This is a genomic window from Marinobacter bryozoorum (genome assembly GCF_023156245.1).
Classification (GTDB): domain Bacteria; phylum Pseudomonadota; class Gammaproteobacteria; order Pseudomonadales; family Oleiphilaceae; genus Marinobacter; species Marinobacter bryozoorum.
In genome coordinates this window covers 1-24,272 of the sequence record NZ_JAKZAH010000014.1, presented here as the reverse complement: position 1 = coordinate 24,272, position 24,272 = coordinate 1, and the positions used below count along the sequence as shown (strand labels likewise).

At 61.6% G+C, this 24,272-nt stretch carries 23 protein-coding genes; 10 read left to right on the top strand and 13 right to left on the bottom strand.

Annotation, left to right across the window (positions count from 1 at the left end):
- Nucleotides 1-225 precede the first annotated feature (225 nt).
- From MLC59_RS09660 to rpoE, 5 genes are all read right to left on the bottom strand, one after another.
- Nucleotides 226-1,671 (bottom strand): DegQ family serine endoprotease, encoded by a 1,446-nt coding sequence (locus MLC59_RS09660; RefSeq protein WP_248233778.1) that lies wholly within the window; start codon nt 1,669-1,671, stop codon nt 226-228.
- A gap of 141 nt (nt 1,672-1,812) precedes the next feature.
- Nucleotides 1,813-2,256 carry a SoxR reducing system RseC family protein gene (locus MLC59_RS09655; RefSeq protein WP_248233776.1) on the bottom strand — a complete coding sequence of 148 codons (444 nt, stop codon included), beginning with the start codon at nt 2,254-2,256 and terminating at the stop codon, nt 1,813-1,815.
- Nucleotides 2,257-2,270: 14 nt separating this feature from the next.
- Nucleotides 2,271-3,251: a MucB/RseB C-terminal domain-containing protein gene (locus MLC59_RS09650; RefSeq protein ID WP_345799764.1), complete on the bottom strand. Its 981-nt coding sequence runs from the start codon at nt 3,249-3,251 to the stop codon at nt 2,271-2,273.
- Nucleotides 3,252-3,406: 155 nt separating this feature from the next.
- Nucleotides 3,407-3,967 (bottom strand): sigma-E factor negative regulatory protein, encoded by a 561-nt coding sequence (locus MLC59_RS09645; RefSeq protein ID WP_248233775.1) that lies wholly within the window; start codon nt 3,965-3,967, stop codon nt 3,407-3,409.
- A gap of 27 nt (nt 3,968-3,994) precedes the next feature.
- Nucleotides 3,995-4,606, bottom strand: coding sequence for an RNA polymerase sigma factor RpoE (gene rpoE / locus MLC59_RS09640; RefSeq protein ID WP_248233773.1), 612 nt, complete (start codon nt 4,604-4,606; stop codon nt 3,995-3,997).
- 201 nt (nt 4,607-4,807) lie between these two features.
- Between rpoE and nadB the strand changes: the two genes are divergently transcribed.
- The 6 genes from nadB to MLC59_RS09610 all read left to right on the top strand — a co-directional run bounded on the left by nadB (nt 4,808) and on the right by MLC59_RS09610 (nt 10,902).
- Nucleotides 4,808-6,412: an L-aspartate oxidase gene (nadB, locus tag MLC59_RS09635; RefSeq protein WP_248233771.1), complete on the top strand. Its 1,605-nt coding sequence runs from the start codon at nt 4,808-4,810 to the stop codon at nt 6,410-6,412.
- Between the two features lie 47 nt (nt 6,413-6,459).
- Nucleotides 6,460-6,720, top strand: coding sequence for an FAD assembly factor SdhE (locus MLC59_RS09630; protein ID WP_248233769.1), 261 nt, complete (start codon nt 6,460-6,462; stop codon nt 6,718-6,720).
- Complete coding sequence (locus MLC59_RS09625; RefSeq protein WP_248233766.1) at nt 6,704-7,210, top strand: hypothetical protein; 507 nt, start codon at nt 6,704-6,706, stop codon at nt 7,208-7,210. The genes MLC59_RS09630 and MLC59_RS09625 overlap by 17 nt, the downstream gene beginning before the upstream one ends.
- Nucleotides 7,200-8,189, top strand: a complete 990-nt coding sequence (gene ygfZ, locus MLC59_RS09620; protein WP_248233763.1) for a CAF17-like 4Fe-4S cluster assembly/insertion protein YgfZ — start codon at nt 7,200-7,202, stop codon at nt 8,187-8,189. The genes MLC59_RS09625 and ygfZ overlap by 11 nt, the downstream gene beginning before the upstream one ends.
- Before the next feature lie 81 nt (nt 8,190-8,270).
- Nucleotides 8,271-9,104, top strand: coding sequence for an HDOD domain-containing protein (locus MLC59_RS09615; protein WP_248233762.1), 834 nt, complete (start codon nt 8,271-8,273; stop codon nt 9,102-9,104).
- Nucleotides 9,105-9,291: 187 nt separating this feature from the next.
- The gene (locus MLC59_RS09610; RefSeq protein ID WP_248233760.1) at nt 9,292-10,902 is read left to right on the top strand and encodes a methyl-accepting chemotaxis protein; all 1,611 of its coding nucleotides are present in this window, start codon (nt 9,292-9,294) and stop codon (nt 10,900-10,902) included.
- A 4-nt stretch (nt 10,903-10,906) separates the two neighbouring features.
- On the opposite strand, the gene ung is transcribed toward MLC59_RS09610, so the two are convergent.
- From ung to orn, 4 genes are all read right to left on the bottom strand, one after another.
- Entirely contained in the window at nt 10,907-11,644 is a 738-nt protein-coding gene (gene ung, locus MLC59_RS09605; protein WP_248233899.1) for a uracil-DNA glycosylase, read from the bottom strand.
- Between the two features lie 4 nt (nt 11,645-11,648).
- The gene (lysS, locus tag MLC59_RS09600; RefSeq protein WP_248233758.1) at nt 11,649-13,187 is read right to left on the bottom strand and encodes a lysine--tRNA ligase; all 1,539 of its coding nucleotides are present in this window, start codon (nt 13,185-13,187) and stop codon (nt 11,649-11,651) included.
- A gap of 53 nt (nt 13,188-13,240) precedes the next feature.
- Nucleotides 13,241-14,336, bottom strand: a protein-coding gene (gene prfB / locus MLC59_RS09595) for a peptide chain release factor 2 (protein WP_248233756.1) whose coding sequence is annotated in 2 segments (ribosomal slippage) — nt 13,241-14,263 and nt 14,265-14,336 — 1,095 coding nt in all. Because the reading frame shifts where the segments join, the coding sequence is not laid out codon by codon here.
- A gap of 369 nt (nt 14,337-14,705) precedes the next feature.
- Nucleotides 14,706-15,260: an oligoribonuclease gene (gene orn, locus MLC59_RS09590; RefSeq protein WP_248233754.1), complete on the bottom strand. Its 555-nt coding sequence runs from the start codon at nt 15,258-15,260 to the stop codon at nt 14,706-14,708.
- 86 nt (nt 15,261-15,346) lie between these two features.
- Here orn and rsgA point away from each other — a divergent pair, with 86 nt between their 5' ends.
- Nucleotides 15,347-16,399 carry a small ribosomal subunit biogenesis GTPase RsgA gene (gene rsgA / locus MLC59_RS09585; RefSeq protein ID WP_248233752.1) on the top strand — a complete coding sequence of 351 codons (1,053 nt, stop codon included), beginning with the start codon at nt 15,347-15,349 and terminating at the stop codon, nt 16,397-16,399.
- Nucleotides 16,400-16,438: 39 nt separating this feature from the next.
- On the opposite strand, the gene motB is transcribed toward rsgA, so the two are convergent.
- Nucleotides 16,439-17,398: a flagellar motor protein MotB gene (gene motB / locus MLC59_RS09580; protein ID WP_248233750.1), complete on the bottom strand. Its 960-nt coding sequence runs from the start codon at nt 17,396-17,398 to the stop codon at nt 16,439-16,441.
- Between the two features lie 36 nt (nt 17,399-17,434).
- A complete protein-coding gene (gene motA, locus MLC59_RS09575; RefSeq protein ID WP_248233748.1) occupies nt 17,435-18,286 on the bottom strand; it encodes a flagellar motor stator protein MotA in 852 nt (283 codons plus the stop codon).
- Nucleotides 18,287-18,473: 187 nt separating this feature from the next.
- Between motA and asd the strand changes: the two genes are divergently transcribed.
- Nucleotides 18,474-19,367, top strand: coding sequence for an archaetidylserine decarboxylase (asd, locus tag MLC59_RS09570; RefSeq protein ID WP_248233745.1), 894 nt, complete (start codon nt 18,474-18,476; stop codon nt 19,365-19,367).
- Here asd and epmA read toward each other — a convergent pair.
- A complete protein-coding gene (epmA, locus tag MLC59_RS09565; RefSeq protein WP_248233743.1) occupies nt 19,330-20,331 on the bottom strand; it encodes an EF-P lysine aminoacylase EpmA in 1,002 nt (333 codons plus the stop codon). The two genes, asd and epmA, sit on opposite strands and share 38 nt — an antisense overlap.
- Before the next feature lie 13 nt (nt 20,332-20,344).
- On the bottom strand, nt 20,345-20,917 hold the full coding sequence (gene efp, locus MLC59_RS09560) for an elongation factor P (RefSeq protein WP_248233741.1): 573 nt from the start codon (nt 20,915-20,917) through the stop codon (nt 20,345-20,347).
- Nucleotides 20,918-20,962: 45 nt separating this feature from the next.
- On the opposite strand from efp, the gene epmB reads away from it, so the two are divergent.
- Nucleotides 20,963-22,042: an EF-P beta-lysylation protein EpmB gene (gene epmB / locus MLC59_RS09555; RefSeq protein ID WP_248233739.1), complete on the top strand. Its 1,080-nt coding sequence runs from the start codon at nt 20,963-20,965 to the stop codon at nt 22,040-22,042.
- A gap of 174 nt (nt 22,043-22,216) precedes the next feature.
- Complete coding sequence (locus tag MLC59_RS09550; RefSeq protein ID WP_248233737.1) at nt 22,217-24,046, top strand: GTPase; 1,830 nt, start codon at nt 22,217-22,219, stop codon at nt 24,044-24,046.
- Nucleotides 24,047-24,272: the final 226 nt, after the last annotated feature.

Below are 24,272 nucleotides of genomic sequence, written 5' to 3'. Positions count from 1 at the left end.
GCCCGTGCCTGCCGCTACTGTGTTGCCAACCAAACCCCACCAGTCTGGCCAGGGGATGGCTGAAATGCCAGAAATTCGACGACTGACGCGGCCCATTGCTCCGCGTGTCGCATTCGCCTACAGATAAAAATACCAGAAAGCCACCCGCCGTAATAGCGGGCAGCGTATGGGCAGACCGCCAACCGGGTCACAGTTGGCGGTCACAGCCCCCGGGACCAAGTGGTGTCAGGGCTTCATCACCAGGTAGCTTGCCCTGCCCTCACGGATAATGCGAACCGAAACGGCCCGGTCCGACGGCAGGTTACTGACAGCTTCCCGGAAGTCGTCAACCGTGGTAATGGCATGGCGGTTCAGCTCGGTAATAACGTCATTGCGACGAATGCCCGCCTGGAAAGCCGGACCACGTCCAACCTCGGTGACCACCACACCACCGGCGATATCCAGCCGGTTGGCCAACTGATCCGGCAGCGGCTCGACCTGCATGCCCAGGGGGCCACCGGCTGAACCAGAGGGGCCGCCCTGGGTGGCTGAAGCACTTTCTTCTTCCGGGAGCCGTCCGATTTCCACCCCGATAGTGCGCTCCCTGCCCTCGCGCAGAACCGTCAGTTCCGCCTCATCGCCCACCGGGGTGCGACCGACTTTCGGCGGCAGGTCGGCAGAGCGTTCAATGTCTTCACCTTCGTAGGCCAGCACAATATCGCCAGCCTGCAGCCCCGCCTTGGCTGCCGGCGAATCCGGCATCACCTCGGCTACCAGGGCGCCACGGGGACGACTCAGACCAAAGGACTCCGCCAGGTCCCGGTTGACCTCCTGGATCAGCACGCCCAGCCAGCCACGGGCCACGGAGCCCTCGTCACGTAGCTGCCGGAAGACGTTCATGGCATCGTCGATGGGAATGGCAAACGATACGCCCATAAAGCCACCAGAACGGGTGTAGATCTGGGAGTTAATGCCTACGACTTCACCATCGAGGTTGAACAGCGGGCCACCAGAGTTACCCGGATTGATGGCTACGTCCGTCTGGATAAACGGAACATAGTTTTCGCTGGGAAGAGAACGCCCGGTGGCGCTGACGATGCCAGAGGTCACCGTGTAATCAAAGCCGAACGGTGATCCGATTGCAAACACCCACTGGCCGGGTTTCAGGGTCGATGAGCGTCCAATCCTGACCACGGGGAGCGGCTCGTCATCATCTATCTTGAGCACCGCCATGTCGGACCGGGGATCCGTGCCCACGACCTTTGCCTGCAGTTCCCGACGGTCGTTCAGGCGAACCATCACTTCATCGGCACCTTCGATGACGTGGTTGTTGGTCAACACATAACCGTCTTCAGACACGATAAACCCCGACCCCATGGAGCGCCGGGGCTGCGCTTGGCCTCCACCGAAGGGCGACTGGGGGCCGCCAAAGAAATGCCGGAAAAAGTCGGGCATCTGCTCCAGCTCCCGTTCTGTGAACGGTGATTGCCGGGTTGCCGAATCCGGCTCTGTGACGGTGCTGATGTTGACCACTGCGGCGGAGTTTTCTTCCACCAGGCCAGTGAAGTCAGGTAATGACTGGGCCCAGGCGGGCCGGACCAGAAGCAAGGATAAAAGCGAGGCCAGCAGTACGGACCAGGCGGCCAACTGCCTTTGCTGAGCTGGAGAGGTATGCTGGAACAGTCTTGTCATGTGTGTGCTCCCTGTGACTTGCCGTTATACGAAACCCGTGTCTGTTGTTTTCCAGGTGCCCTGCCGCCCGGCCAGGGGCAGGGAAATTCATTGTGAATCTGGTGGTCCGCCAGGGCATTTTCAATATCGGGATACGAACCGTCAGAGTTGCCTGACCTCCGGCACCAGACGCCCCATCACAGGCTGCCAGTAAGCAGCCCCGGCCCTGGACCGCCTTGCTGCCAGCCAGAGGCCACCGGCCAGCCCCGCCACGGCGGCAACGATCGCCACCCGGTCATCCCCGGGCATGGCGACTCCGGCCAGGGCCGTGGCCAGCACCATCAGCAACAACGGCAAGGCATAGACCAGTAACGACGCTTTCAGCAAGGCAGACTCTTCAATGGCAACGGTCACCTGGTCCCCTGGCCTCGCCTGCAGGGTGTTGGCCACCCGGATCTGCCGTGACTGGCCAGAGGAAAGCCCGGCGAGGGCCTTCTGGCCACAGCCGTGACGCGCCTTACAGGACTGGCAGGCACTCTCCCGGACAGTCTGCACCCAGGCATCGTCACCACTGACGGAGATAACGGTACCGGTTTCGTGAATCATGGATGGTCCTGTGATCAGTGAGCCAGCGCCCGCACAAGGGCATTGCGGTCATCGACAGTGACGGAGCGGGCCACCCGCATGGCCGTTTTTGGCGGTATTTCGCCCACCACAGTCACCAGGAAGCGCTCCTGCCCGGTCTCGCCAGCTTCGGTGTAATGCATGTAAAGGGTGGTAGCCCCGATACGTGAGGCACCCTGGGGCATTTCCGGGTTCCCGGCCGGCTCCACAAACACCGAGAACGTGGCCAGCCCATCCGAGAAGGCGACGGCCTGGCCGCGACCACCCCGGGGCGCCGCCGACGGCATAAAGCCATCCGGGCGCCAACCCAGGTCCCAGCCCTCCATGCCGCCTGGCTCCAATGACATGGGTAACTCCGGGGTAATGTCCTTCACCTCAACCCCGGCGTTGACCTCGAATTCCGAGTCAGGCAACTGGTCGGTGATCTCAAGCATGGTGAACTGGAACCGCTCCAGCACATCATCACTGTGGCGCACGTGGCTTTTCAGCAACAGGCCGGTACCCTTCTCCATCCATAAGCGGTAGCCGTAACGATGCTTGTCCCGGGGTTGCAGTCCGATAACCACAGCCGGATAGCCAGCAATCCGGTCTTCACCAAGCAACTCAGGCTGGTACCAGGCACCGACAGGTACCTGCTGGCTGGCGAAGGCCTCCGCAAAGGGGCCGGACGGAATCACCTGGTCCAGCTGGATGCGCCCGTACTCCGGCAGCACACACACCACACGGTTTCCCCTGCGGATGATTTCACCATTGGCGCCGTCCTGAACCACCAGGCGCTCATCCACCTGGCCGTCACGATACCGGTGAGCAATCCGCATGGAGTTAACCTGCTCGCCGCGGGAGTATACAAACACTCCCCTGTAGGTGGTCATATTCAGTGCCGGGCCGAGCTTGAGCAGCCAGGACTCAGCGGTCTCCCGGGCCGTAGCCGGCCCGGGCACCATGGCAAGGGCCAGCAGCGCAAACAGGCAGGCCACCGTCCACCCGTGGCTACAGGGGCACCATCGCGGCACTGGTCTGTTCAATGTTGGCAAGGCCCCGTTCAATCGGATCAACAAAACACCCTCAACCCGTGAGTATTACTCGCACAGTCGACTGCGACCGTTCAACGACAGACTTTCTGGTGTGCCGGTCAATAGCCCGGACCTGACACACTGGTAACCCGGGCATACCCGAGCGCACCCGGGCCAGCACCCATTCCGTTATTCTGCGCATGTTCGAGCAGGTAACGACTGATCTGCTCCCTCTGCCGGTCATCCAGCCCGTGCAGGGCCACCTCAGGTACGGCGCCGCTGGTGACTGCCGGAACCCGGGCCTGTACCGGAACCAGGTTTTCCGGAGCCCCTTGCGACATCACATCCCATCCGCTGCCGGCACCGAAGCCGATCGCCACGCCCAGGGCAATCATGGCCACCGCCGACCACCGCCAGGGAGCATGGCGCCGGCGCATTGTCTGGCGTTGCTCCACCTCGGCCACCGCCGACTGGTCCAGGCTGGCCCGGACCGCCTCCCGCACGTCCACTCCGGCCTCACCATGGGGCGCTTCGTGGATAACGTCGCGGATACGCTGCCAGCGTTGCCACTGGTCCCGCACGGCCTGCTGGTCGTGGTGAGACAGGACCCGACGCACAGCCAGCTCATCGGCCTGGTCATCCATCATGGCCGACAAGGTTTCTCTGAGCCGATCATCCATTGCCTGTACCTCGTTGATAATCAGTGATCATGGGTTACCCAGCATCGGTCCGAGCTGGCGGTCGATGGCATCCCTGGCCCTGAAAATCCTGGAGCGGACAGTGCCAATGGGGCACTCCAGTATCCGTGCGATATCCTCGTAGGAAAGCCCTTCGTATTCCCGTAACAGGAAGGCTGATCGCAGCTCTTCCGGCAAGGCTCCAATCGCTTTCTCCAGGGCCTCCCGCAACTGATCCCTCTGCAGGAACTGTTCCGGCGACGCCACATCCCGAAGACGCCCGCCCTCCTCATAGCCTTCCGCATCGGCCACGTCCGCCACGCCCTGAGGGCGGCGTCCGCGAGCCTCAAGGAAGTTCTTGGCGGTATTCACAGCGATCCGGTACAGCCAGGTGTAGAACGCACTGTCACCCCGGAAGCGCTCGATGGCCCGGTAGGCCTTTACGAAGGTTTCCTGGGTCAGGTCCTGTACTTCCTGGCTGTCGTAGATATACCGGCTGATAATAGAGGCCACCCTCGACTGGTACTTGAGCACCAGCAGGTCGAAGGCGGACCGGTCACCCTGACGGGCCTTGCGAACCAGTTGCAGGTCCGTCTGGCCATCCGGTGCGGTGGGCCGGGTCTGTTCTGCGTCCGGTTTCATGGTAGGGCCGGCGGGTGCCTCCTTTAACTGGACCGCTGGACCTGTCTGCCGTCGTTCGCTCATGATCATAGGCGCTGGTTCCACATGTTGGCATGGGCAACCCGAAACCGGGTAACCTGTCCGTTCCGTTGTGGGCAAATAGACAGCAGGCAGAAAGTTTAGTTCAATACTCGCCACATTATGGCCCGCGATAACGATCACATGCCACAGTCTCACGAATACGATGTTCTGATAATTGGCAGCGGCGCTGCCGGATTGACGGTCGCCCTGAACCTGCCACCCCACCTGCGGGTCGCTGTGATCAGCAAGGCCGATATCACCAGCGGCGCCACGCTCTGGGCCCAGGGTGGCATTGCCGCCGTACTGGACAGCGATGACTCCATCGAGGCCCACATCAACGACACCCTCAGTGCCGGTGGCGGCCTGTGCCATGAAGATGCGGTTCGCCACACCGTGGAGAACGCCGCCGAGAGCATCCGCTGGCTGATCGATAACGGCGTCCAGTTTACCCGCGATGAAAACGAGCAACTGCACCTGACCCGGGAAGGCGGCCACAGCCACCGGCGTATCATCCACGCAGCGGATGCTACCGGCAATGCCGTCTCCACCACCCTGAGCCAGCAGGCTGCCAGCCGGGAAAACGTTGAGCTGTTATCCAACCGGGTTGCAGTCGACCTGATTACCAACCGCAAGCTTGCCCTTCCCGGCAACCGCTGTGTGGGCGCCTATATCCTGAACCTGGAAACCAGCCATGTGGAGCTGTTCCGGGCACGCTTTACGGTGATCGCCACCGGTGGTGCCAGCAAGGCCTACCGCTACACCACCAACCCGGACGGGGCGTCAGGGGATGGCATTGCCATGGCCTGGCGGGCCGGTTGCCGGGTATCCAACATGGAATTCAACCAGTTCCACCCCACCTGCCTTTACCACCCCCATGCCAAGTCGTTCCTGATCAGCGAGGCGGTACGGGGTGAAGGCGGCGTACTGAAACTGCCCGACGGCAGCCGTTTCATGGACCGCTTCGACAGCCGGGGCGAGCTGGCACCCCGGGACATCGTCGCCCGGGCCATCGACCATGAGATGAAACGCCTGGGTGCTGACCACCTTTACCTGGACATCAGCCACAAGCCAGCGGAGTTTATCCGCGAGCACTTCCCCACCATTTATGAGAAGTGCCTTGGCTTCGGTATCGATATCACCCGGGAACCCATCCCGGTGGTACCGGCAGCCCACTACACCTGTGGCGGCATTATCACCGACGATCGCGCACGTACCGATATCAACCAGCTCTACGCCGTGGGCGAGGCGGCCTTTACGGGGCTCCATGGCGCCAACCGCATGGCCAGCAACTCATTGCTGGAGTGCCTGGTCTACGGCCGGGCCGCAGCGGCGGATATTGCACGACGGGAGGATGACATCCCTGCCCCGCCGCAAGCCCCTGACTGGGACGAATCCCAGGTCCGGGACTCGGACGAGGACGTGGTGATTTCCCACAACTGGGATGAACTCCGCCACTTCATGTGGGACTATGTGGGCATTGTCCGCACCACCAAGCGGCTGCAGCGGGCCAAGCACCGCGTAGACCTGCTGTCCCGGGAGATCAGCGAGTTCTACAGCAACTACCGGGTCACCAACGACCTGCTGGAACTGCGCAACCTGGTCACCGTGTCTGACCTGATCATTTGCGCGGCCTTGCAGCGCAAGGAAAGCCGGGGGCTGCACTTCACTCTGGACTACCCCGGCCTGCAGAATGACCCGGAAGACACCGTACTGGTGCCGACCACGTACCGAATAGCATCACCCTGAGTGCCGGCATATCCCCGGCACCTCACTCTCAAGCGAGCCCTGAATCAATGTCCGAAAAATCCCAAGCCGAGTTCAATCGCCTCTGGTGGCACAGCCGTCGCGGCATGCTGGAACTGGACGTGCTGCTGATTCCCTTCCTGGAGGAAGCCTATCCATCGCTGCAGGAAGAAGACCAGCAGCGCTACCACAAGCTGATCCAGTGCGAGGACGCGGACATGTTCGAATGGTTCATGCAACGCAGCGAGCCGGAAGACCCGGACCTGAAGCGCATTGTCCGAATGATACTGGACCGTGTACAACCGGATTGACCTCCCGCTGAGGCCCTGCGGGCTGACCGGCCTGCTCGCCGCGGGCCCCTGGGTATTCCTGGCCGTTGCATCCCTGTGGATAACCGTCAATGGCTACGGGTTCCTGGCGCCCTTACCGCTGGCCTTGCTGGTGATGGCCAGACACCGCTGGCGCCAGAACGGCTCACTGGCTACACCCAACACCGTGGTACGGCTTACGACCCGCGGGCAGAGGCTGTTTGCGGAACTGGCCAGTGGTTACCAGGAAGAGGTACGGGCGAGCGCCGACAGCCGCATAGCCGGGCGTTACGCGGTGCTGGGCCTGCGCGGACTTTCCAGCGGTCACCGCTACCCGGTTATCCTGTTGCCGGCGCCCAGGGGCAATGCACCCGCCAACGCCCTGCGGCAACTGAGGGTCTGGCTAAGGTTGATGCCGCCGCCGGCAACCCCCACTGTTAACAAGAACCCATTAAAACGTACCTGGTCCGGAGACAACACCCATGATCACTGATGCGCCTCCTGTCGCCCGCCGTAACCCGGAGCTCCCCGCAGCCATAGTGCTGGAAGACCGGGTAATGTTCCGGGTCAGCGGACCCGGAACCGATGACTTCCTGCAGGGTCAGCTGAGCCAGAACCTGGCTGACGTTGTTGACGGCCACTCTCCCCGGGCAGCGGCCAGCACGCCGAAAGGGCGCGCCTACCTGCTGACACGACTGGTCCGGGATGGCGACGACATACTGCTTGCCATGCCGGCAAGCCTGGCAGACGACGTCGCCGCCCACCTGAACAAGTACCTGATGCTGTTCCGGGGCACCTCCATGGAAAGACTCGACAGCGCAAAGGTGCTTGGCCTGATCGGGGAAGCCGCCGCCAGCACCCTGGCCGGGGACACCCACCCGCTGCCGGAGGACGTTAACGGTACCCTGGCGCTGGGCAATGGCTACCTTGTGCGTACCAATGCCACCGCTGAGGGCATTCCCCGCTTTGAACTGTGGCTGCCGGCCGGACCGGATGACGCCCTGCAAGGCGCCATAGGGCAGTTGCACCAGGCCACTGGACCGGAATGGGATGCCAGCGAAATCGCGGCCGGGGTTCCCGAGCTGACACCCGAAACCCGTGAAACCTGGGTCCCCCAGATGCTGAACCTGCAGCACCTGGAAGGCATCCATTTCAAGAAAGGGTGTTACACCGGGCAGGAAGTGATTGCCCGCATGCACTTCCTGGGGCAATTGAAGAAAAGCCTTTATCGGCTTGGCGCGGAATCGGTTGACGCTCCCGAACCCGGATCCCCCGTTATGTCCGGGGACAAGTCGGTCGGCGAGGTCGTGCGCGCGGTGCGGTTCGAGGATGGTTCCGTCCAGCTGCTCGTGGTGCTGCGCCATGGGGATGCTGACAGTCACCTGCATCTGCCAGGCTCGGACCAGCCCCTGCAGCCCCTGCCGCTGCCCTACGCGGTTCCGGAACGTGAAGCAGCGCCGTCAGATACATAAGGTGACAGGAAAAAACGTCCGGATCTGCTATAACGGAGCGATCTGTGACGTTAACCTAACGATCAGGGACCTGAACGCACTATGTCCAACTTTGTTGACACTATTCGCAACGATATCCTGTCGGCTATCGAAAGCGACAAATTGATCCTGCCCACCCTGCCGGAGGTTGCCCTCCAGGTTCGGGACATTGCCGAGGCCGAAAACTCGTCCATCATGGACCTGGTCAAGGTCATCAGTAACGATACGGCGCTTTCCGCACGACTGATCCGGGTCTGCAACAGTCCGCTGTTCCGCGGCAGCCGTGCCATCGAGAACCTGAACATGGCGGTCAGTCGCCTCGGCATGGCCTATACCAGCAACCTGGCCATGGGCCTGGCCATGGAGCAGATGTTCCAGGCCACGTCCGACATGATCGACAAGCGCCTGCGTGCCAACTGGCAGACCAGCACCGAAGTGGCCGGCATCTGCCATGTACTGGCCCAGCAGTACACCCGCCTGAAGCCCGACCAGGCCACCCTGGCCGGACTGGTCCACATGATCGGTGTGTTGCCGATTCTGCGCTATGTGGAAGACCAGGATGTTCAGGTCAGCAGCATCATGCTGGACAACGTAATCGACGAACTGCACCCACGGATCGGCGCAAGCATTCTCAGGCGCTGGGACTTCCCGGAGGATCTCCAGATGGTCCCGCTGGAATACCAGAACTACAAGCGCCAGGTAGCGTCAGCGGACTACGCTGACCTGGTCATGGTCGCTAACCTGCAGTTGCTCGCTGGCACCGACCAGCCAGAAAACGACATGGACTGGGGCACAATCAGCGCCTTTGACCGGCTGGGTATCGACCCGAACGCCAACCTGAACGATGAAGAAGACCTCAACGCCCAGATGGAAGCGGCGATGGCGTTGCTCAAGTAACTCCTCGTATGGCCAGGGATGGCCGCGAATAACGATAATCCGGGCCCGTCCGGGGCCTGCTCACCCCAGGTTTTTGCGCCCCCCTTCTCAAGTTCCACCCGTGACCGCCGACAAACTGGACATCACCAGGTTTTCTCACCAACTGGCCCCGGCCCGGTCAGATCCTTTCAACCACAGGAAGTAACGGATGCTCGCGTCCATCAAAACCCGAATGATCGCCTCGATCGCTCTTACCATCGTACTTATCCTGGTAGCCCTCGGGCTTACCCTGCGCGGTGTACAGAAAGTGGGCAATGAGTTTGTCAGTTACCTGGAGACCAACCAGGCCCGCATCGATGCCCTCAACACTATGTACGGCGAGGGTCTGCTGGGTGGGGTGGCTTCGCGCAACAAAATCTTCAACCCGGACCTGGAGATGCCCTTCAAGGTGGTGGAGAGAACCAACGAGCGGGTCACCGGGGCGCTGGCCTTCCTGAAGCAATCATCAGCCGGTGATGCCCGCAGTACATTGGCCGACATAGAGCAACAATGGGCCATCACCCAGGGTGCGCGCCGCCAGGTACTCGAACTGGCCGATAGCGGACAGGCCGAGCAGGCAGCCGACATACTGGCCAACACGGAAAACCCGGCGTGGCGAAGCATACGCATATCCCTGGAAGAGCTCATGGAGGCAGAGCGCGCCCTGACAGTGCAAGCCCGGCAACAAGTACAGGATGAAGTCAGCCAGGCCTGGGCCACCGGCCTGGTTATTGGCGGACTCGCCGTGCTGGCCACACTGATCATCAACGGCGTCATCATCGGCACCGTCCTCAAGAAAATCAATTTCACCCAGGCCATGGTCAGAGACCTGGCCGATGGCGACGGCGACCTGACCCGGCGCCTGGAGGTCAGCGGCCAGGATGAAATTGCCCAGATGTCCGGCAGCATCAACCAGTTTATCGAGCGGGTACACCAGCTGGTCCGCCAGGTAAGCGACTCAACCCACCAGGTCGCAGCCGCTGCCGAAGAGCTGGCCGTCATTACCGAACAGTCGAGCAAGGCTGTCCATAACGAGCAGCAGGAGACCGAGCAGGTCGCCACGGCCATGAACGAGATGACGGCGACAGTACAGGAGGTGGCGCAGCATGCCCTGAGCGCCTCTGATGCGGCGAACGAGGCCAATCAGCAGGCTTCGACCGGTAGCCGCATTGTCGGCGACACCGAGCAAAGCATTGAAGCCCTGGCCGGCGACGTGGAAAAAGCCGCCGAGGTGATGGAAACCGTCAGCCGCGACAGTGACGAAATCGGTACGGTACTCGACGTTATTCGCGGCATTGCCGAACAGACCAACCTGCTTGCCCTGAACGCCGCTATCGAAGCCGCCAGGGCCGGCGAGCAGGGACGCGGCTTTGCCGTGGTGGCCGACGAGGTTCGCAGCCTTGCCCAGCGCACCCAGAAGTCGACACAGGATATCCACGACATGATCGAGCGGCTGCAGGAGGGCACTGCACGTGCCGTGACGACCATGCAGCAGGGCCGCGACCAGGCCAGCCAGAGTGTGACCGCAGCCGCCGAGGCGCGCCAGGCCCTGACCCAGATTACCGATGCCGTGGCCCGCATCAGCGACATGAACGCCAGCATAGCCAGCGCGGCAGAAGAGCAGTCATCCGTGGCTGAGGAAATCAACCGCAATGTCACCAACATCAACGACATCACGGCCCAGGTCAGCACCGGTGCCGACCAGACGAAGCAATCCAGCAGCGAGCTGGCGCGTCTCTCCGACGAGCTTCAGGGGTTGGTGGGCCAGTTCCGGATCTGACTGATCAGCGCCCGGCGCGATACCGGGCCAGCAGATCGTCTTTCGTGGGCAGCGACCAGTCGACAGGCGCTTGCCCATGCTCCTCCAACCACTGGTTGGCTTTGGAGAAGTGCTTGCAACCGAAGAATCCACGATAGGCGCTCAGGGGTGACGGGTGCGGGCCTTCCAGCACCAGGTGGCGGCTGCGGTCGATGATGCGGCCTTTCTTGCGGGCATAGCTGCCCCAGAGCAGGAACACCACGCCTTCCCGGTGTTCATTGATGGCCTCGATCACCTTGTCGGTAAAATGCTCCCAGCCTTTGCCCTGATGGGCGCCGGCATTTCCCTGCTCTACCGTGAGCACCGCATTGATGAGCAACACACCCTGCTCCGCCCAGGCCTGCAGGCAGCCATGGTCCGGGGGCTCGATACCCAAGTCGTCGCGGATTTCCTTGAAGATATTGACCAGTGATGGCGGCACGGCAACGCCCGGACGCACCGAGAAGCAGAGGCCGTGGGCCTGGCCCGGGCCGTGGTAGGGATCCTGGCCGATGATGACGACCTTCACCCGGTCCAGAGGAGTGCTGTTCAGGGCGTTGAAACAATGGCGGCGCTCCGGGAACAGCACCTTGCCGGCGGCTTCCTCCGCCGCCAGGAATTCCGCCAGTTGCTGCATGTAGGGCTGGCGAAACTCGTCCGCCAGCCACTGGTCCCAGCCGCGCCCGGGCTTGAGTTCCCGGGCCAGGATCTCGGCGGGATGCATGGTGTTACTCGGCCTCGTCGTGCTTGTGCTCATGCCGGTGCTCCGGGCGCATGGCCGGGAACAGGATAACGTCACGGATGGACGGGGAATCGGTCAGCAGCATGGCCAGCCGGTCGATACCGATGCCCTCACCCGCCGTGGGCGGCAGGCCGTATTCCAGCGCCATCACGTAGTCTTCGTCGAAGAACATGGCCTCGTCGTCACCGGCGTCTTTCTCGGCGACCTGGGCGTGGAAGCGCTCGGCCTGGTCTTCCGCATCGTTGAGCTCGGAGAAGCCGTTGGCAATCTCGCGGCCACCGACGAAGAACTCGAAACGCTCGGTCACAAACGGGTCACTGTCCTTGCAACGGGCCAGGGGTGACACTTCCTTCGGATACTCGGTGATGAACGTCGGCTGCATCAGCCGGTGCTCGGCTGTGGCCTCGAAGATCTCGATCTGCACCTTGCCGAGCCCCCAGCCGGCCTTGACCTGGATACCCAGGTCCTGGGCTACCTGGCGGGCCTGGCTGTCATCTGCCAGCTGCTCCCGGGTGATATCCGGGTTGTGGCGAATGATCGCATCCACCACGGTCAGGCGCTCGAACGGCTTGCCAAAGTCGTATTCAATGGTTTCTTCGGTGCCATCACCGAGGGTGCGGGTATTGGTAACCGTCGTGGTTCCCAGTACCTTCTGCGCAATGGTTCGCAGCATGTCCTCGGTGAGGTCCATCAGGTCGTTGTAGTCCGCGTAGGCCTGGTAGAACTCCACCATGGTGAACTCGGGGTTATGCCGGGTCGAGAGGCCCTCGTTACGGAAGTTGCGGTTGATCTCGAAGACCCGCTCAAAGCCACCCACCACCAGGCGCTTGAGGAACAGCTCCGGGGCTATGCGCAGGTACATGTCGATGCCGAGGGCGTTGTGGTGGGTGACAAAGGGCTTGGCGGTGGCACCACCGGGGATCACCTGCAGCATGGGGGTTTCCACTTCCATGAAATCCCGCTCGGCGAAGTACTGGCGCATGACGTTAATGATCTGCGAGCGGGCATGGAACACCCGACGGCTTTCCTCATTCATCATCAGGTCCACATACCGGTGACGGTAGCGGGCCTCGGTGTCGGTCAGGCCCTTATGCTTCTCCGGCAGCGGCCGCAAGGACTTGGTGAGCAGCACGTACTCATCCATGCTGACATAGAGGTCGCCCTTACCAGACTTGGACAGGGTGCCGCGCACGCCGATGATATCCCCCAGGTCCCAGTGCTTTGTATCTTTCTGCACGTCCTTGGACGCATAGACCTGTATGCGGCCAGTCATGTCCTGGACAACCTTGAACGCCTTGCGGTCGAGCATCATGCGGCCGGCAATGGCCACCTTGATGTCCATGGACTCCAGCTCTTCCTTGGATTTGTCGCCGTATTTCGCCTGCAACTCCGCGGCGGTGGCATCACGGCGGAAATCATTGGGGAACGGGTTACCGCCCTCACGCAGTTCGGCCAGTTTGGCGCGGCGCTCGGCGATCAGCTTGTTGTCCTCGGAATGAGTGGCGTTCGGGTTGTGATCAGTCATGTTGGCTCACAATAGGTCGGGGTTTCCGGGTTAATACGGTCAGAAGACGCCGGTTAAAGCGCCATCTTCAGACTGGCTTCGATGAACTTGTCGATATCGCCGTCCAGTACGTTCTGGGTACTGCTGGTTTCCACCTTGGTGCGCAGGTCTTTGATGCGGCCGTCATCCAGTACGTAGGAGCGGATCTGGCTGCCCCAGCCGATATCGGACTTGGCGTCCTCCTGCTTCTGCTTCTCGGCGTTGCGTTCCTGCATCTCGCGCTCGAACAGCTTGGCCTTGAGCTGCTTCATGGCCTGGGCCTTGTTCTGGTGCTGACTGCGACCCGCCTGGCAGGCCACCACGATACCCGTGGGGTTGTGGGTCAGACGCACCGCCGATTCGGTCCGGTTAACGTGCTGACCACCAGCACCGGATGCCCGGTATACGTCCACCCGCAAATCTGATGGGTCGATCTCTATCTCGAAGCTGTCGTCCACTTCCGGTGATACGAACACCGATGAAAAGGAGGTGTGACGGCGGTTGCCGGAGTCAAACGGTGATTTACGTACCAGGCGGTGCACGCCGGTTTCGGTGCGCAGCCAGCCGTAGGCATGGTCACCCTGGATATGAATGGTCGCACTCTTGACGCCCGCCACATCCCCTTCCTGCAGCTCAACGATCTCGGTCTTGAAACCGCGGCGTTCGGCCCAGCGCAGGTACATGCGCAGGAGCATGTTGGCCCAGTCCTGGGCTTCGGTGCCGCCGGAGCCGGCCTGGATGTCCAGGTAGGCGTTGTTGGCGTCCATTTCACCGGAGAACATGCGGCGGAATTCGAGTTTTTCGAGCTCGTTGTCGAGGCTTTCGAGGTCGCTCTCGATGTCAGCAACGGTGCCTTCGTCCTCTTCCTCAGCGGCCATTTCGAGCAGGCTGTCGGCGTCGTCGAGGCCGGTGGTGAGGTTGTCGATGGTGCGTACGATCAGTTCGAGGTCGGCGCGTTCCTTGCCCAGGGCCTGGGCCCGGTCGGGGTCGTCCCAGACGGTGGGTTGTTCGAGTTCGCGTTCGACTTCGGTCAGGCGTTCACTGCGCTGATCGTAGTCAAAGATACCCCCTGAGCGCTTCAGTGCGCTCACGAAGTTCCTTGATCTTCGTAACAATGGGATTGATTTCCATGGGACCCTTTTGCTCGTGTTGGTCGATGGCTGAAAACAGAGGCGGAATTCTACCGGAATTCCTTTTTTAGTTCAGCCACCATAATAGGTGACTTAATATAGGACAGGCCTGAAACAGCGGTGCCTGCGAGCAGGCGAGCACTCAAGAAAAAACAGGCAGGCCTTTAAACTCTTTGCACCGGCAAGCGGCCGGGCAGGTCTTTCCGGGATACGCTGTGAATACATCCCTGTACGCTCGGGCTCCGCCATCCCTGGCTACGCACGATCCCGGAAAGACCTGCCCGTCCGCTCGCTGAAACGTTGTGCGTGCCGCCCCACACACCCGAAACGCTAACTCTACTCGTTCACCTAACCTTAATTCTGCACAGATCTACTTCTCCAATCGAAAAAACGTCTCCCGGTAGTGCTGCAGTTCCGCGATGGAGTCCCGGATGTCGTCCAGTGCCAGGTGGGAGCCTTTCTTGCGGACGCTGTCCAGTACGTCCGGGCGCCAGCGGCGGGCCAGTTCCTTGACGGTACTGACGTCCAGGTTGCGGTAGTGGAAGAAGTCTTCCAGCCGGGGCATGTATTTGACCAGGAAGCGGCGGTCCTGGCCGATGCTGTTGCCACACAGCGGCGAGGTGCCCGGCTCCAGGTGCTGGGCGAGGAAGTTCAGGGTCTGTTCCTCGGCGGCGGATTCGGTAATGGGACTTTCCTTTACCCGCTGGGTCAGGCCACTGTTGCCGTGGGTGCGGGTGCACCACTCGTCCATGGCGTTGAGCACTTCGTCACTCTGGTGGATCGCCAGCACCGGGCCCTCAGCAATGACCTTGAGGTTGGAGTCGGTGACGATGGTGGCGATTTCGATGATCCGTTCCCTTTCCGGGTCCAGGCCGGTCATTTCCAGGTCGATCCAGACCAGTCGGTCGTTGCTTTCTTCGGCCATGTCAGCGTGTCTCCAGTGTTTTACAGGGTGTGAGGCAAGGTCTGATATGATGAAGCATCCCAACTTCCAGAACAATCAGGATTCCCATGGCGAAACGCCGGCTCAGCAAGCAGCAGCAACACCGTATCCAGAAGATCCAGGCAGAGCGCACCCGCCGTGCCGGCAAGCGGGAGCAGGCCATCGAGGCCCAGCGGGAATCCGGAGAGCTGGGATCAGAGCAGTCCGGCCTGGTGATTGCCCATTATGGCCAACAGCTGGATGTGGAGGCCCTGGAGGGGGAGCACCAGGGCAGGCTGTTCCGTTGCTTCGTTCGGGCCAATATTGACAGCCTGGTGACCGGCGACCGGGTGACCTGGTGCGAGGGGGCGGACAATACCGGGGTGATCGTGGCCCGGCAGGAGCGGCATTCACTGCTGCAACGGCCGGACAACTTCGGGCAGCTAAAGCCGGTGGCGGCGAACATTGATCATATCGTGCTGGTGATCGCACCGGAGCCCGAACCCCACGACAACCTCATTGACCGGTACCTGGTGGCAGCGGAGAACACGGAAATACCTGCTGTGCTGTTACTGAACAAGGCCGACCTGCTGAACGAGGGTAACCGGGGCCGGCTCGAGGCCATGCTGGACCGTTATCGCAACCTGGGGTATGAGGTGGTGGAGGCATCCGCTCACCATCCGGATGACCATGGTGGCGCGATCACCCACCTGGTAAAGGACCGGACCAGCGTGTTTGTAGGTCAGTCCGGGGTGGGCAAGTCGTCGATTATCCAGACCCTGGTGCCGGACCGGGAACTGAAGGTAGGCGCGCTGTCGGAAAGCACCGGTAAGGGAACTCACACCACCACGACGGCCCGGTTGTTCCACCTGGATTGCGGCGGTGACCTGATTGACTCACCGGGTATCCGGGAATTCGGCCTGTGGCACATGACGCCTGCAGAAATCGAGTTTGGCTTCCGGGAGATCCGGGAGGTGATCGGCCACTGCCGGTTCCGGGATTGTCGCCATCAGGGCGAGCCAGGCTGCGCGCTGGATGCGGCAGTGGCCAGTGGCAACATTACACCGGAGCGGCTGCACAGCTTCCGGCGTATCCTGCAAGCCATGGAAGAGCAGCAGGCAAGGGGCCTGAAGCTCAGCTGAGGTAAGCCAACGCCGTTGTCACACGCCGTCCCGGCGGACTTACCAGTTCAGTTCGTCCGGGCGAATGGGATCTTCCCGTTCCGCCCAGTCGCCACTTTCCAGCTGCTCCCGTGCGGCTTCCTGCTCGGCTTCTGAAGGCTCGGTCAGGTCGATCAACGGCTCCCCGGACTGCCCTGCCCGGCCCTCGATTTCTCCGGCCGCCTTCTTGTTCAGAACAATGATGGAAATACGCCGGTTGACGGGTGCCACGGGGTTTTCCTTGTCGAACAGCACCGAATCACTAAGCCCGACGACACGGCCAATCTGTTCGGGCCGGACGCCACCGGTGACAAGGGCGCGGCGGGCGGTATTGGCCCGGTCGGCGGACAACTCCCAGTTGGTGTAACCGGGACGGCCACTGAACGGTGTGGCGTCAGTATGACCGGTAATGGAGAGCTTGTTGCTTACCGAACCCAGGGGCTTGGCAAGCTCATAGAGAATGTCCTGGGAATAGTTCTTGAGCTGGGCGCTGCCGCTGTCAAACATGGGCCGCTGGGAGCGGTCCACGATCTGGATACGAAGCCCCTCATCGGTGATGTCGATCAGCAACTGATCCTTGAACTCGCTCAGTGTATCGCTGCTTTCGATCTGCTCCTTGAGATCCTGGAACAGCTCTTCCATCTGGCGCTGCTCCAGCTGATCCGCCAGGGTCTCGATACGCTGTTCATCCACCGAGATGGTGCTGTCGGCCTGGTCCGCATCACTGGCTTCCACCACAGCGGCACTGCCACCCAGGTCCACGGGGTTCTGGCTGCCCCCCTCGGTATAACCGACAGGATCCTTGAAATAACCTTCTACCGCCAGTTTTTGCTCCGGCGTGGCATTGGTGGTCAGCCACAGCACCAGGAAGAAGGCCATCATGGCGGTGGCGAAGTCGGCAAACGCGACTTTCCAGGAACCGCCGTGGTGGGCGGCCGCCTTCTTCTTGACGCGTTTTACGATAATGGGTTCGTCAGCCACTACAGCTCCTGCGCAAGGCCGGTGATCCGCCGGGGATTACTTGGAACGGACATGGTCATTGAGCTCCTGGAAGCTCGGTCGCTTGTCACTGGGCAACGCCTTGCGACCGAATTCAATGGCCATCTGTGGCGCCTGGCCGGATACCGTGGCAATGATGGAAGCCTTGGCGCATTCGTAGGCACGCAACTCGTACTTGGCGTGGTGCTCCAGGGCAATGGAGGTGGGCCCCACAAAGCCATAGCCCATCCAGATACCCAGGAAGGTACCCACCAGGGCGGCGGCGACACTCAGGCCAATTTTCTCCGGCCCCTCGGTCATGAAATTCATGGTGATGACGATGCCCAGAACCGCCGCCACGATACCCAGGCCCGGCAGGGCGTCGGCGATCTTGTTGACCGCATGGGCGGGTTCTTCCAGTTCGTGCTGGCGGGTATCCAGCTCCTGGTCCATCAGGCCCTCCAGTTCATGGGGAGCCATGTTGCCGGAACTGATAATGCGCAGGTAGTCAGTAACAAACGCGGTAAGGTGCTTTGACTTCATCACCGCCGGATAGCGGGCAAAGATCTGGCTTTGTTCCGGATTGTCGATATCTTCCTCGATCGCCATGACACCCTGCTTGCGGGACTTGTCGAAGATGTCATACAACAGGCTCAGCAGATCCATATAGAAGGCCTTGTTGTAGGGCGAGCCGGTAATCAGGCGCATCACCCCTGCAAACACGTCCTTGATGGTGTGGAACGGGTTGGCAATGATAAAGGAGCCAACCGCCGCACCGCCAATAATCAGCACCTCTGTTGGCTGCCACAACACCATCAGGTTGCCGCCGTGAAGTACATAGCCTGCCAGCACACAGACCAGAACGATGATACTACCGATTATAAGACCCATGTATTCCTGACCATCTGCCTGTTATTTGAGACGTGTCCGACACTGCCCGGGAGCAGACTGGAAGGTTATTCGTTAGCCAGTCATGATAGCAATGACATTTTGTAACCGGAGAACCAATAAATGATTTCTACCAATAAGCCGGGATTTGCTAGACTCACGCGCCCGATGATCGAAGGCCCCCTGACCTATGCTTGACCGGCTTTTTGTCCTGGCGCAATACGCCCTGCCGCAAATACTGATTTCCCGCCTTGCCGGAAAACTGGCCGACAGCCAGCCACCGACTGGCATTCTGACCGCTGTTATACGCTGGTTTATCGGCCGCTATGGCGTAAACATGAGCGAAGCGGCAGACGAAAACCCGGCCAGCTACCCCACCTTCAACGCCTTCTTCACCCGCGAGCTAAAACCCGGCCTGCGGCCACTTGCGGGCGGCAGCGAGACGGTGATCAGCCCCGTAGACGGCACCATCAGCCAGGTCGGCCAGGTCGGCGATGACCGGGTCTTCCAGGCCAAGGGGCAATCGTTCAGTCTGACCGAATTGCTCGGTGGCGACCCGGACCGGGCAAAGCCGTTCCAAGGCGGTGAGTTTGCCACCCTTTACCTGGCACCCCATGACTATCATCGCATTCATATGCCATTAACGGGGAAGCTCCAGGAGATGGCTTATGTACCGGGCCGGCTGTTCTCCGTCAACCCGGTCACCGCCGAGGCGGTGCCGGAACTGTTTGCCCGTAACGAGCGGGTAGTGACCCTGTTCGACACCGACGCCGGCCCCATGGCCATGGTGCTGGTTGGAGCCATGATCGTCGGCAGCGTGGAAACCCGCTGGGGCGGGGTCGTGGCACCTGGTGGCGCCAGGCGAGCAGTGACCACGTCGGACTATCGTCACCAGTCCCCGGGTATCCGGTACGAGCGCGGCGACGAAATGGGTCGGTTCCGGCTCGGCTCCACTGTCATCCTGGTGTTCCCGAAAGGGGCAACCCGCTGGCAGGAAAGCCTTCAGCCGGGAGAGAAGGTGCGCCTGGGCCAAGCCTTTGGCAAGGTCACGACCGCTCCGCCGGAAACGCCAGAACCTCGCTGATATCGTCCACGCCGCACTTGAGCATCAGCAGCCGGTCCAGCCCGAGGGCGACACCGGCACATTCCGGCAGCCCGGACTCCAGCGCCGCCAGCAACCGTTGATCCAGCGGCATTTCGGGCCTTCCCAGCTCCCGGCGGCGGGCGTTGTCTGCTTCAAACCGGCGACGCTGCTCGCCAGCGTCGGTCAGCTCCCAGTAGCCATTGCATAGCTCGACACCCCGGACGTACAGCTCAAAGCGATGGGCGACCGGATGGCCATCTTCCTCACTGGTGCGAGCCAGGGCCGCCTGACTGGCGGGATAATGGGTAACAAAGACGGGCCGGTCATAACCCAGGGCAGGCTCGACCCGGAAGCTCATCACCAGGTCGAGACAGCTGTCCCGGTCGAGCTGGTCGACCATTCCCGGGTCCCCGGTGAGGGGGTAGCAGGCCTGTCGAAGCTCGACGATACTGGCAGTCATGGGATCCACGCCCCCATGCTGCTGCACCAGTTGGCGGTAGGAAACCCGTTCAGGCTCGGGGGTTTTCAGCCAGCCGCAAACCAGGTCTGCCACCTCACCCATGAGCTGCTCGTCGTCCCAGCCAGGGCGATACCATTCCAGCAGGGAGAACTCCGGATTATGGCGCCGCCCACGCTCACCATCCCGGAATACCCGGCTGACCTGGTAGATGCTGCCACTGCCGGCGGCCAGCAGGCGCTTCATGTGATATTCCGGTGATGACTGCAGCCACCCTTTCGGGTGGGGCCAGCCAGCCACGGGCCGGGGGCTGGCACCAATAGAATCTATATTTACGTCAGTGACACCACACTGCCCCAGCACCGGGGTTTCTACCTCCAGCACGCCCCGTTGCGCAAAAAAGCCGCGCACCCAGTCCAACTGGCGTGCGCGGCTTTCAAGGGCCTGCCGGGTAGCAGTGGGTTGCCAGGACGGCGCTGCACCTGGCAGCGGCTGGTCCGTACCCATAATCAACCCCGGGTCAGGTTTTGACCCGGTTGACGTACTCACCGGTGCGAGTATCGACCTTCAGTACTTCACCGATAGAAATGAACAGCGGTACCTGTACCACCGCCCCGGTGGACAGGGTTGCTGGCTTGGAGCCACCCTGCGCGGTATCGCCCTTCATGCCCGGATCGGTTTCCACCACTTCCAGCTCAACAAAGTTGGGCGGGGTTACCGACAGCGGCGTACCGTTGTACAGGGTAACGGTGTAAACATCCTGCTCCTTGAGCCACTTCAGGGTGTCACCGACGGCCTTGGCGTCAGCCGGGAACTGCTCGAAGGAGCCGTCGGTTTTCATGAAGTGCCAGAACTCACCGTCTGTGTACAGGTATTCCATGTCCTGGTCGAGGACGTCAGCGGCCTCCAGGCTTTCGCCGGACTTGAAGGTGCGCTCCCAGACCCGGTTGGACATCAGGTTACGAAGTTTGACGCGGTTGAACGCCTGGCCCTTACCGGGCTTGACGAACTCGTTCTCGAGAATGACGCAGGGGTCGCCGTCCAGCAAAACCTTAAGACCGCCGCGGAATTCGTTGGTAGAATAAGAAGCCATGAAACACTCACCTGAAATGACGCTGTTGGAATGTGAAAGTCCGCTATGATACAGCGAACCGCCGCCCGTATAGAAGCCCACACCCCGGAGAACACCCCGCCCACCTGGCAAAGCCTGCTGGCCCGCTCGGTCACCAGTCCCGAAGAGCTGCTGCGCCGCCTGGGGCTGGACCATTTGCGACTTGGGCAGGGTGCCCAGACCGGGCACCAGGCGTTCCCGGTCCGGGTGCCAGAACCCTGGCTGAGCCGCATACGCCCTGGCGATCCGGACGACCCCTTGTTGCGACAGGTTCTCCCACTGGCCGCCGAAAGCGAGGAACAGCCTGGCTACGTGCGCGACCCCCTACGGGAGAGCGACGCCATCCCCGCCCCGGGACTGATCCGAAAATACCGGAGCCGGGCACTGCTGATGGTCACCGGGCAGTGCGCGATTAACTGCCGTTACTGTTTCCGCCGCCACTTCCCCTACCCGGACCACCGGCTGGCGCCGGAACAGCGGGACCAGGTGATTGCCACCCTCAAGGCCAGCCCGGAAATCAATGAAGTCATTCTCAGCGGCGGCGACCCCCTTGCCGTAAACGACCGCCTGCTGGCTGCCTGGGCCCGTGCGCTTGCAACTGTGCCCTCCCTCACCCGGTTGCGTATCCACAGCCGGCTGCCCATTGTTATTCCACAGCGGGTGGATGATGCCCTGCTGGAATGGATCAGCGAGTGCCCATTGAGCCTGGTCCTGGTTATCCACGTGAATCACCCGCGGGAAATCGACGATACCGTTCGCCACGCCCTGGCGAAGCTCAGGGACGCCGGTGTGACGCTGCTCAACCAGAGCGTTGTGCTCCGGGGAGTGAATGACGATACCGATACCCTGTCGCAGCTGAGCGAGAGCCTTTTTGAGGCCGGGGTATTGCCCTACTATCTCCACGCCTTCGACCCGGTCGCCGGCGCCCACCACTTTGATGTCAGTGACGATGAGGCCAGGATACTGGTACGTGAACTGCAGGCCAGGCTACCGGGCTACCTGGTGCCACGACTGGTAAGGGAAGTACCCGAGCGTCCCGGCAAGACATTGCTGGATGTTGGCATGGAGGGCGCCGGGACCGGGCAGGGCCAGGCAACTGTGAAATAATGTCATTTAACGGTGTTCTGGCTTTCCACCGGGTTTTTGCTATTTTAAAGTTACCCGGATTTTCTATAACAATTTGTAATTCCATCAAATTTCATCCGGGCACGATCACTTTGATAGTCTGCTGGCCTGCAGAGAGGATTCGCAGCATGAACGACAGGTACCACCGGTAAGCCAATGCAGAAACCCGACCTGACCGTCCCCGAACCGAGGATCGCCCACCTGTCGTTTTGCGAAGCGACACCGAAAGCGTTCCGGTACTGGGTGGAACACCTGCCCATGGCGAACCTGGGCGAACTGTCCCGCCAGCTCTACCACGCCATCATCGAACTGAACCAGCTGTTCTGCCCGCCGGCCCAGCGGTTGCAGTTCCTTGAGCTGATCCGGCCGCGGATTCGCTTCGTCTGTACCGAGCTATCACGCCATTACCTGGGCATGGCCATTGCCCTGCCCGAAAAACAGCGCAAGATCGCCAACCTGTCCCAGGCATTGCAGCTTCACCTGGCCTCCGGCTACAAGCTGACCATTATGGAAATGCTCGACGCCGGCACCATCGACCGGCAACGCAAGCCCCTGGCCCAATGCTGCCACCGGGCACTGACCGAGATAGGCGCAACCACCCTGCGGGCGTTCCAGCTGTACACGGCAAGCCCGGCCGGTAGCTGGCATGAGAGCCATCAGCTGTACCGGTTCGCCCGCCACCACAACCTGCATGAGCAGCGGGTACAGGACAGCCAGCGCCCCCAGAGGCCCGAGTCCAGCATTGCGGACGCCTATTGTCATACCTTATTGCTGGGCTGTGCCCGCGCCAATCAACTGCGCCAGAGTGAACTGGAACAGGTCAGCGAACTGCTTGAGCTCTGGGCGCCCCGGGTCCAGTGTGCGCCAGGCCTTGCCACGTCAGCTGTCTTCCTGGTGGATACAGACAGCGACAAACCGCCCTGCTACCGCTCACTGGCACCAGCGGCTGACAGCGAGCACTGGTGGGGGTTCGATACCGGCGCCCTCGCGGAACAGATCCAGGAGCATCTCAGCCAGCCGCCACAGCCCGCAACGGCCAGGCAGGCCGGCGGCAAGTCCGCCCCGCCGGCAAGCGACCTGCCGCTGACGCCCCGGATCAGCGAGTCATTGCTCAACCACCTGGGACAGGCCCTGGCGCTGCTGACCCAACGCAACTTCAACCGCCTTGAAGCAGATGGCCAGCTGGAGATCTGTGCTGGCCTGACCGCCGTGCATTATTTCCTCGCCGGGCAGAAACCCTTTGCCGAATTCGTCATGGACAGCGCCGTTGCAGGCAAACCGGAAAGAAACAACCGTTTCATGAAACCGGTACGCAAGGACGCCTGGTCCGACGCCTTCGATGCCGGCATATCCGATGAACGGATCCGGCCACACGCCGACACCCCGATCAATTACCAGAAAGCCGGCGTCGAGAGCGACAACCCCCAACCCCGCAACCAGCCACGGTCTTACCGGACCCGGGTGGTCAATACCAGCCCCGGGGGCTATTGCGTGGTCTGGAGCGCCGATATGCCGCCAACCCTGCAGGCGGGAGAAATCCTGGGGGTACGAGAGCATCGCAACCACCCCTGGAGTATTGCGCTGGTACGCTGGCTGCGCCAGAACCGTGGCGAGGGCACCCGCATCGGCATTGAAGTGATCGCGCCCGGGGCAACGCCCTGCGGTGTCCAGCTGATCCAGAAAACCGGTAACAGCAGTGAGTTCCTGCGGGGGCTGCTGCTGCCGGAGATTCCCGGCGCCCACCTGCCGGAAAACCTGGTAACTCCCACGCTGCCCTTCCAGAGTGGCAGCCGCATCACCCTGATGCACCAGGATACCCAGACCCAGGGGCTGCTGGGGCGCAAAATCGCCGCAACCGGCAGTATCAGCCAGTTTGAGCTGCGACTCTACAAGCGTCCGGATGAGCCGGACCCTGGCCCTGGCATCCGCCAAGTCTCCCCCGGGGCCAGCGATAGCGACTTCGACTCCCTCTGGCCTGACCTCTGACCAGCCGGGCCGTTCCTTCCTGGCATGCAAAACTGCGCGCCAGCTCCCGCTATGACCAGCCGAGGCTTGTTATTGCAGGTTATCCCCTGCATCATTCAGGGTTATTGCAAGGCCCACGAAACTCAGGGCCTGTCAACGTGGACCAGGACCTAGGAGTCTGCGCGGCAGGAGCCACCTTCTGGCATAATACGTAAAAATTCTTCAGCACCGGAGAATCCGATGAGAA

Coding starts and splice junctions, on each gene's coding strand:
- asd (WP_248233745.1), top strand. CDS start 18,474: ATGCTTGACCGGCTTTTTGTCCTGGCGCAATACGCCCTGCCGCAAATA.
- epmB (WP_248233739.1), top strand. CDS start 20,963: ATGATACAGCGAACCGCCGCCCGTATAGAAGCCCACACCCCGGAGAAC.
- motA (WP_248233748.1), bottom strand. CDS start 18,286: ATGGGTCTTATAATCGGTAGTATCATCGTTCTGGTCTGTGTGCTGGCA.
- nadB (WP_248233771.1), top strand. CDS start 4,808: ATGCCACAGTCTCACGAATACGATGTTCTGATAATTGGCAGCGGCGCT.
- MLC59_RS09615 (WP_248233762.1), top strand. CDS start 8,271: ATGTCCAACTTTGTTGACACTATTCGCAACGATATCCTGTCGGCTATC.
- lysS (WP_248233758.1), bottom strand. CDS start 13,187: ATGACTGATCACAACCCGAACGCCACTCATTCCGAGGACAACAAGCTG.
- MLC59_RS09550 (WP_248233737.1), top strand. CDS start 22,217: ATGCAGAAACCCGACCTGACCGTCCCCGAACCGAGGATCGCCCACCTG.
- efp (WP_248233741.1), bottom strand. CDS start 20,917: ATGGCTTCTTATTCTACCAACGAATTCCGCGGCGGTCTTAAGGTTTTG.
- MLC59_RS09660 (WP_248233778.1), bottom strand. CDS start 1,671: ATGACAAGACTGTTCCAGCATACCTCTCCAGCTCAGCAAAGGCAGTTG.
- ygfZ (WP_248233763.1), top strand. CDS start 7,200: ATGATCACTGATGCGCCTCCTGTCGCCCGCCGTAACCCGGAGCTCCCC.
- ung (WP_248233899.1), bottom strand. CDS start 11,644: ATGCATCCCGCCGAGATCCTGGCCCGGGAACTCAAGCCCGGGCGCGGC.
- MLC59_RS09655 (WP_248233776.1), bottom strand. CDS start 2,256: ATGATTCACGAAACCGGTACCGTTATCTCCGTCAGTGGTGACGATGCC.
- MLC59_RS09630 (WP_248233769.1), top strand. CDS start 6,460: ATGTCCGAAAAATCCCAAGCCGAGTTCAATCGCCTCTGGTGGCACAGC.
- MLC59_RS09645 (WP_248233775.1), bottom strand. CDS start 3,967: ATGGATGATCGGCTCAGAGAAACCTTGTCGGCCATGATGGATGACCAG.
- epmA (WP_248233743.1), bottom strand. CDS start 20,331: ATGGGTACGGACCAGCCGCTGCCAGGTGCAGCGCCGTCCTGGCAACCC.
- rsgA (WP_248233752.1), top strand. CDS start 15,347: ATGGCGAAACGCCGGCTCAGCAAGCAGCAGCAACACCGTATCCAGAAG.
- rpoE (WP_248233773.1), bottom strand. CDS start 4,606: ATGAAACCGGACGCAGAACAGACCCGGCCCACCGCACCGGATGGCCAG.
- MLC59_RS09610 (WP_248233760.1), top strand. CDS start 9,292: ATGCTCGCGTCCATCAAAACCCGAATGATCGCCTCGATCGCTCTTACC.
- orn (WP_248233754.1), bottom strand. CDS start 15,260: ATGGCCGAAGAAAGCAACGACCGACTGGTCTGGATCGACCTGGAAATG.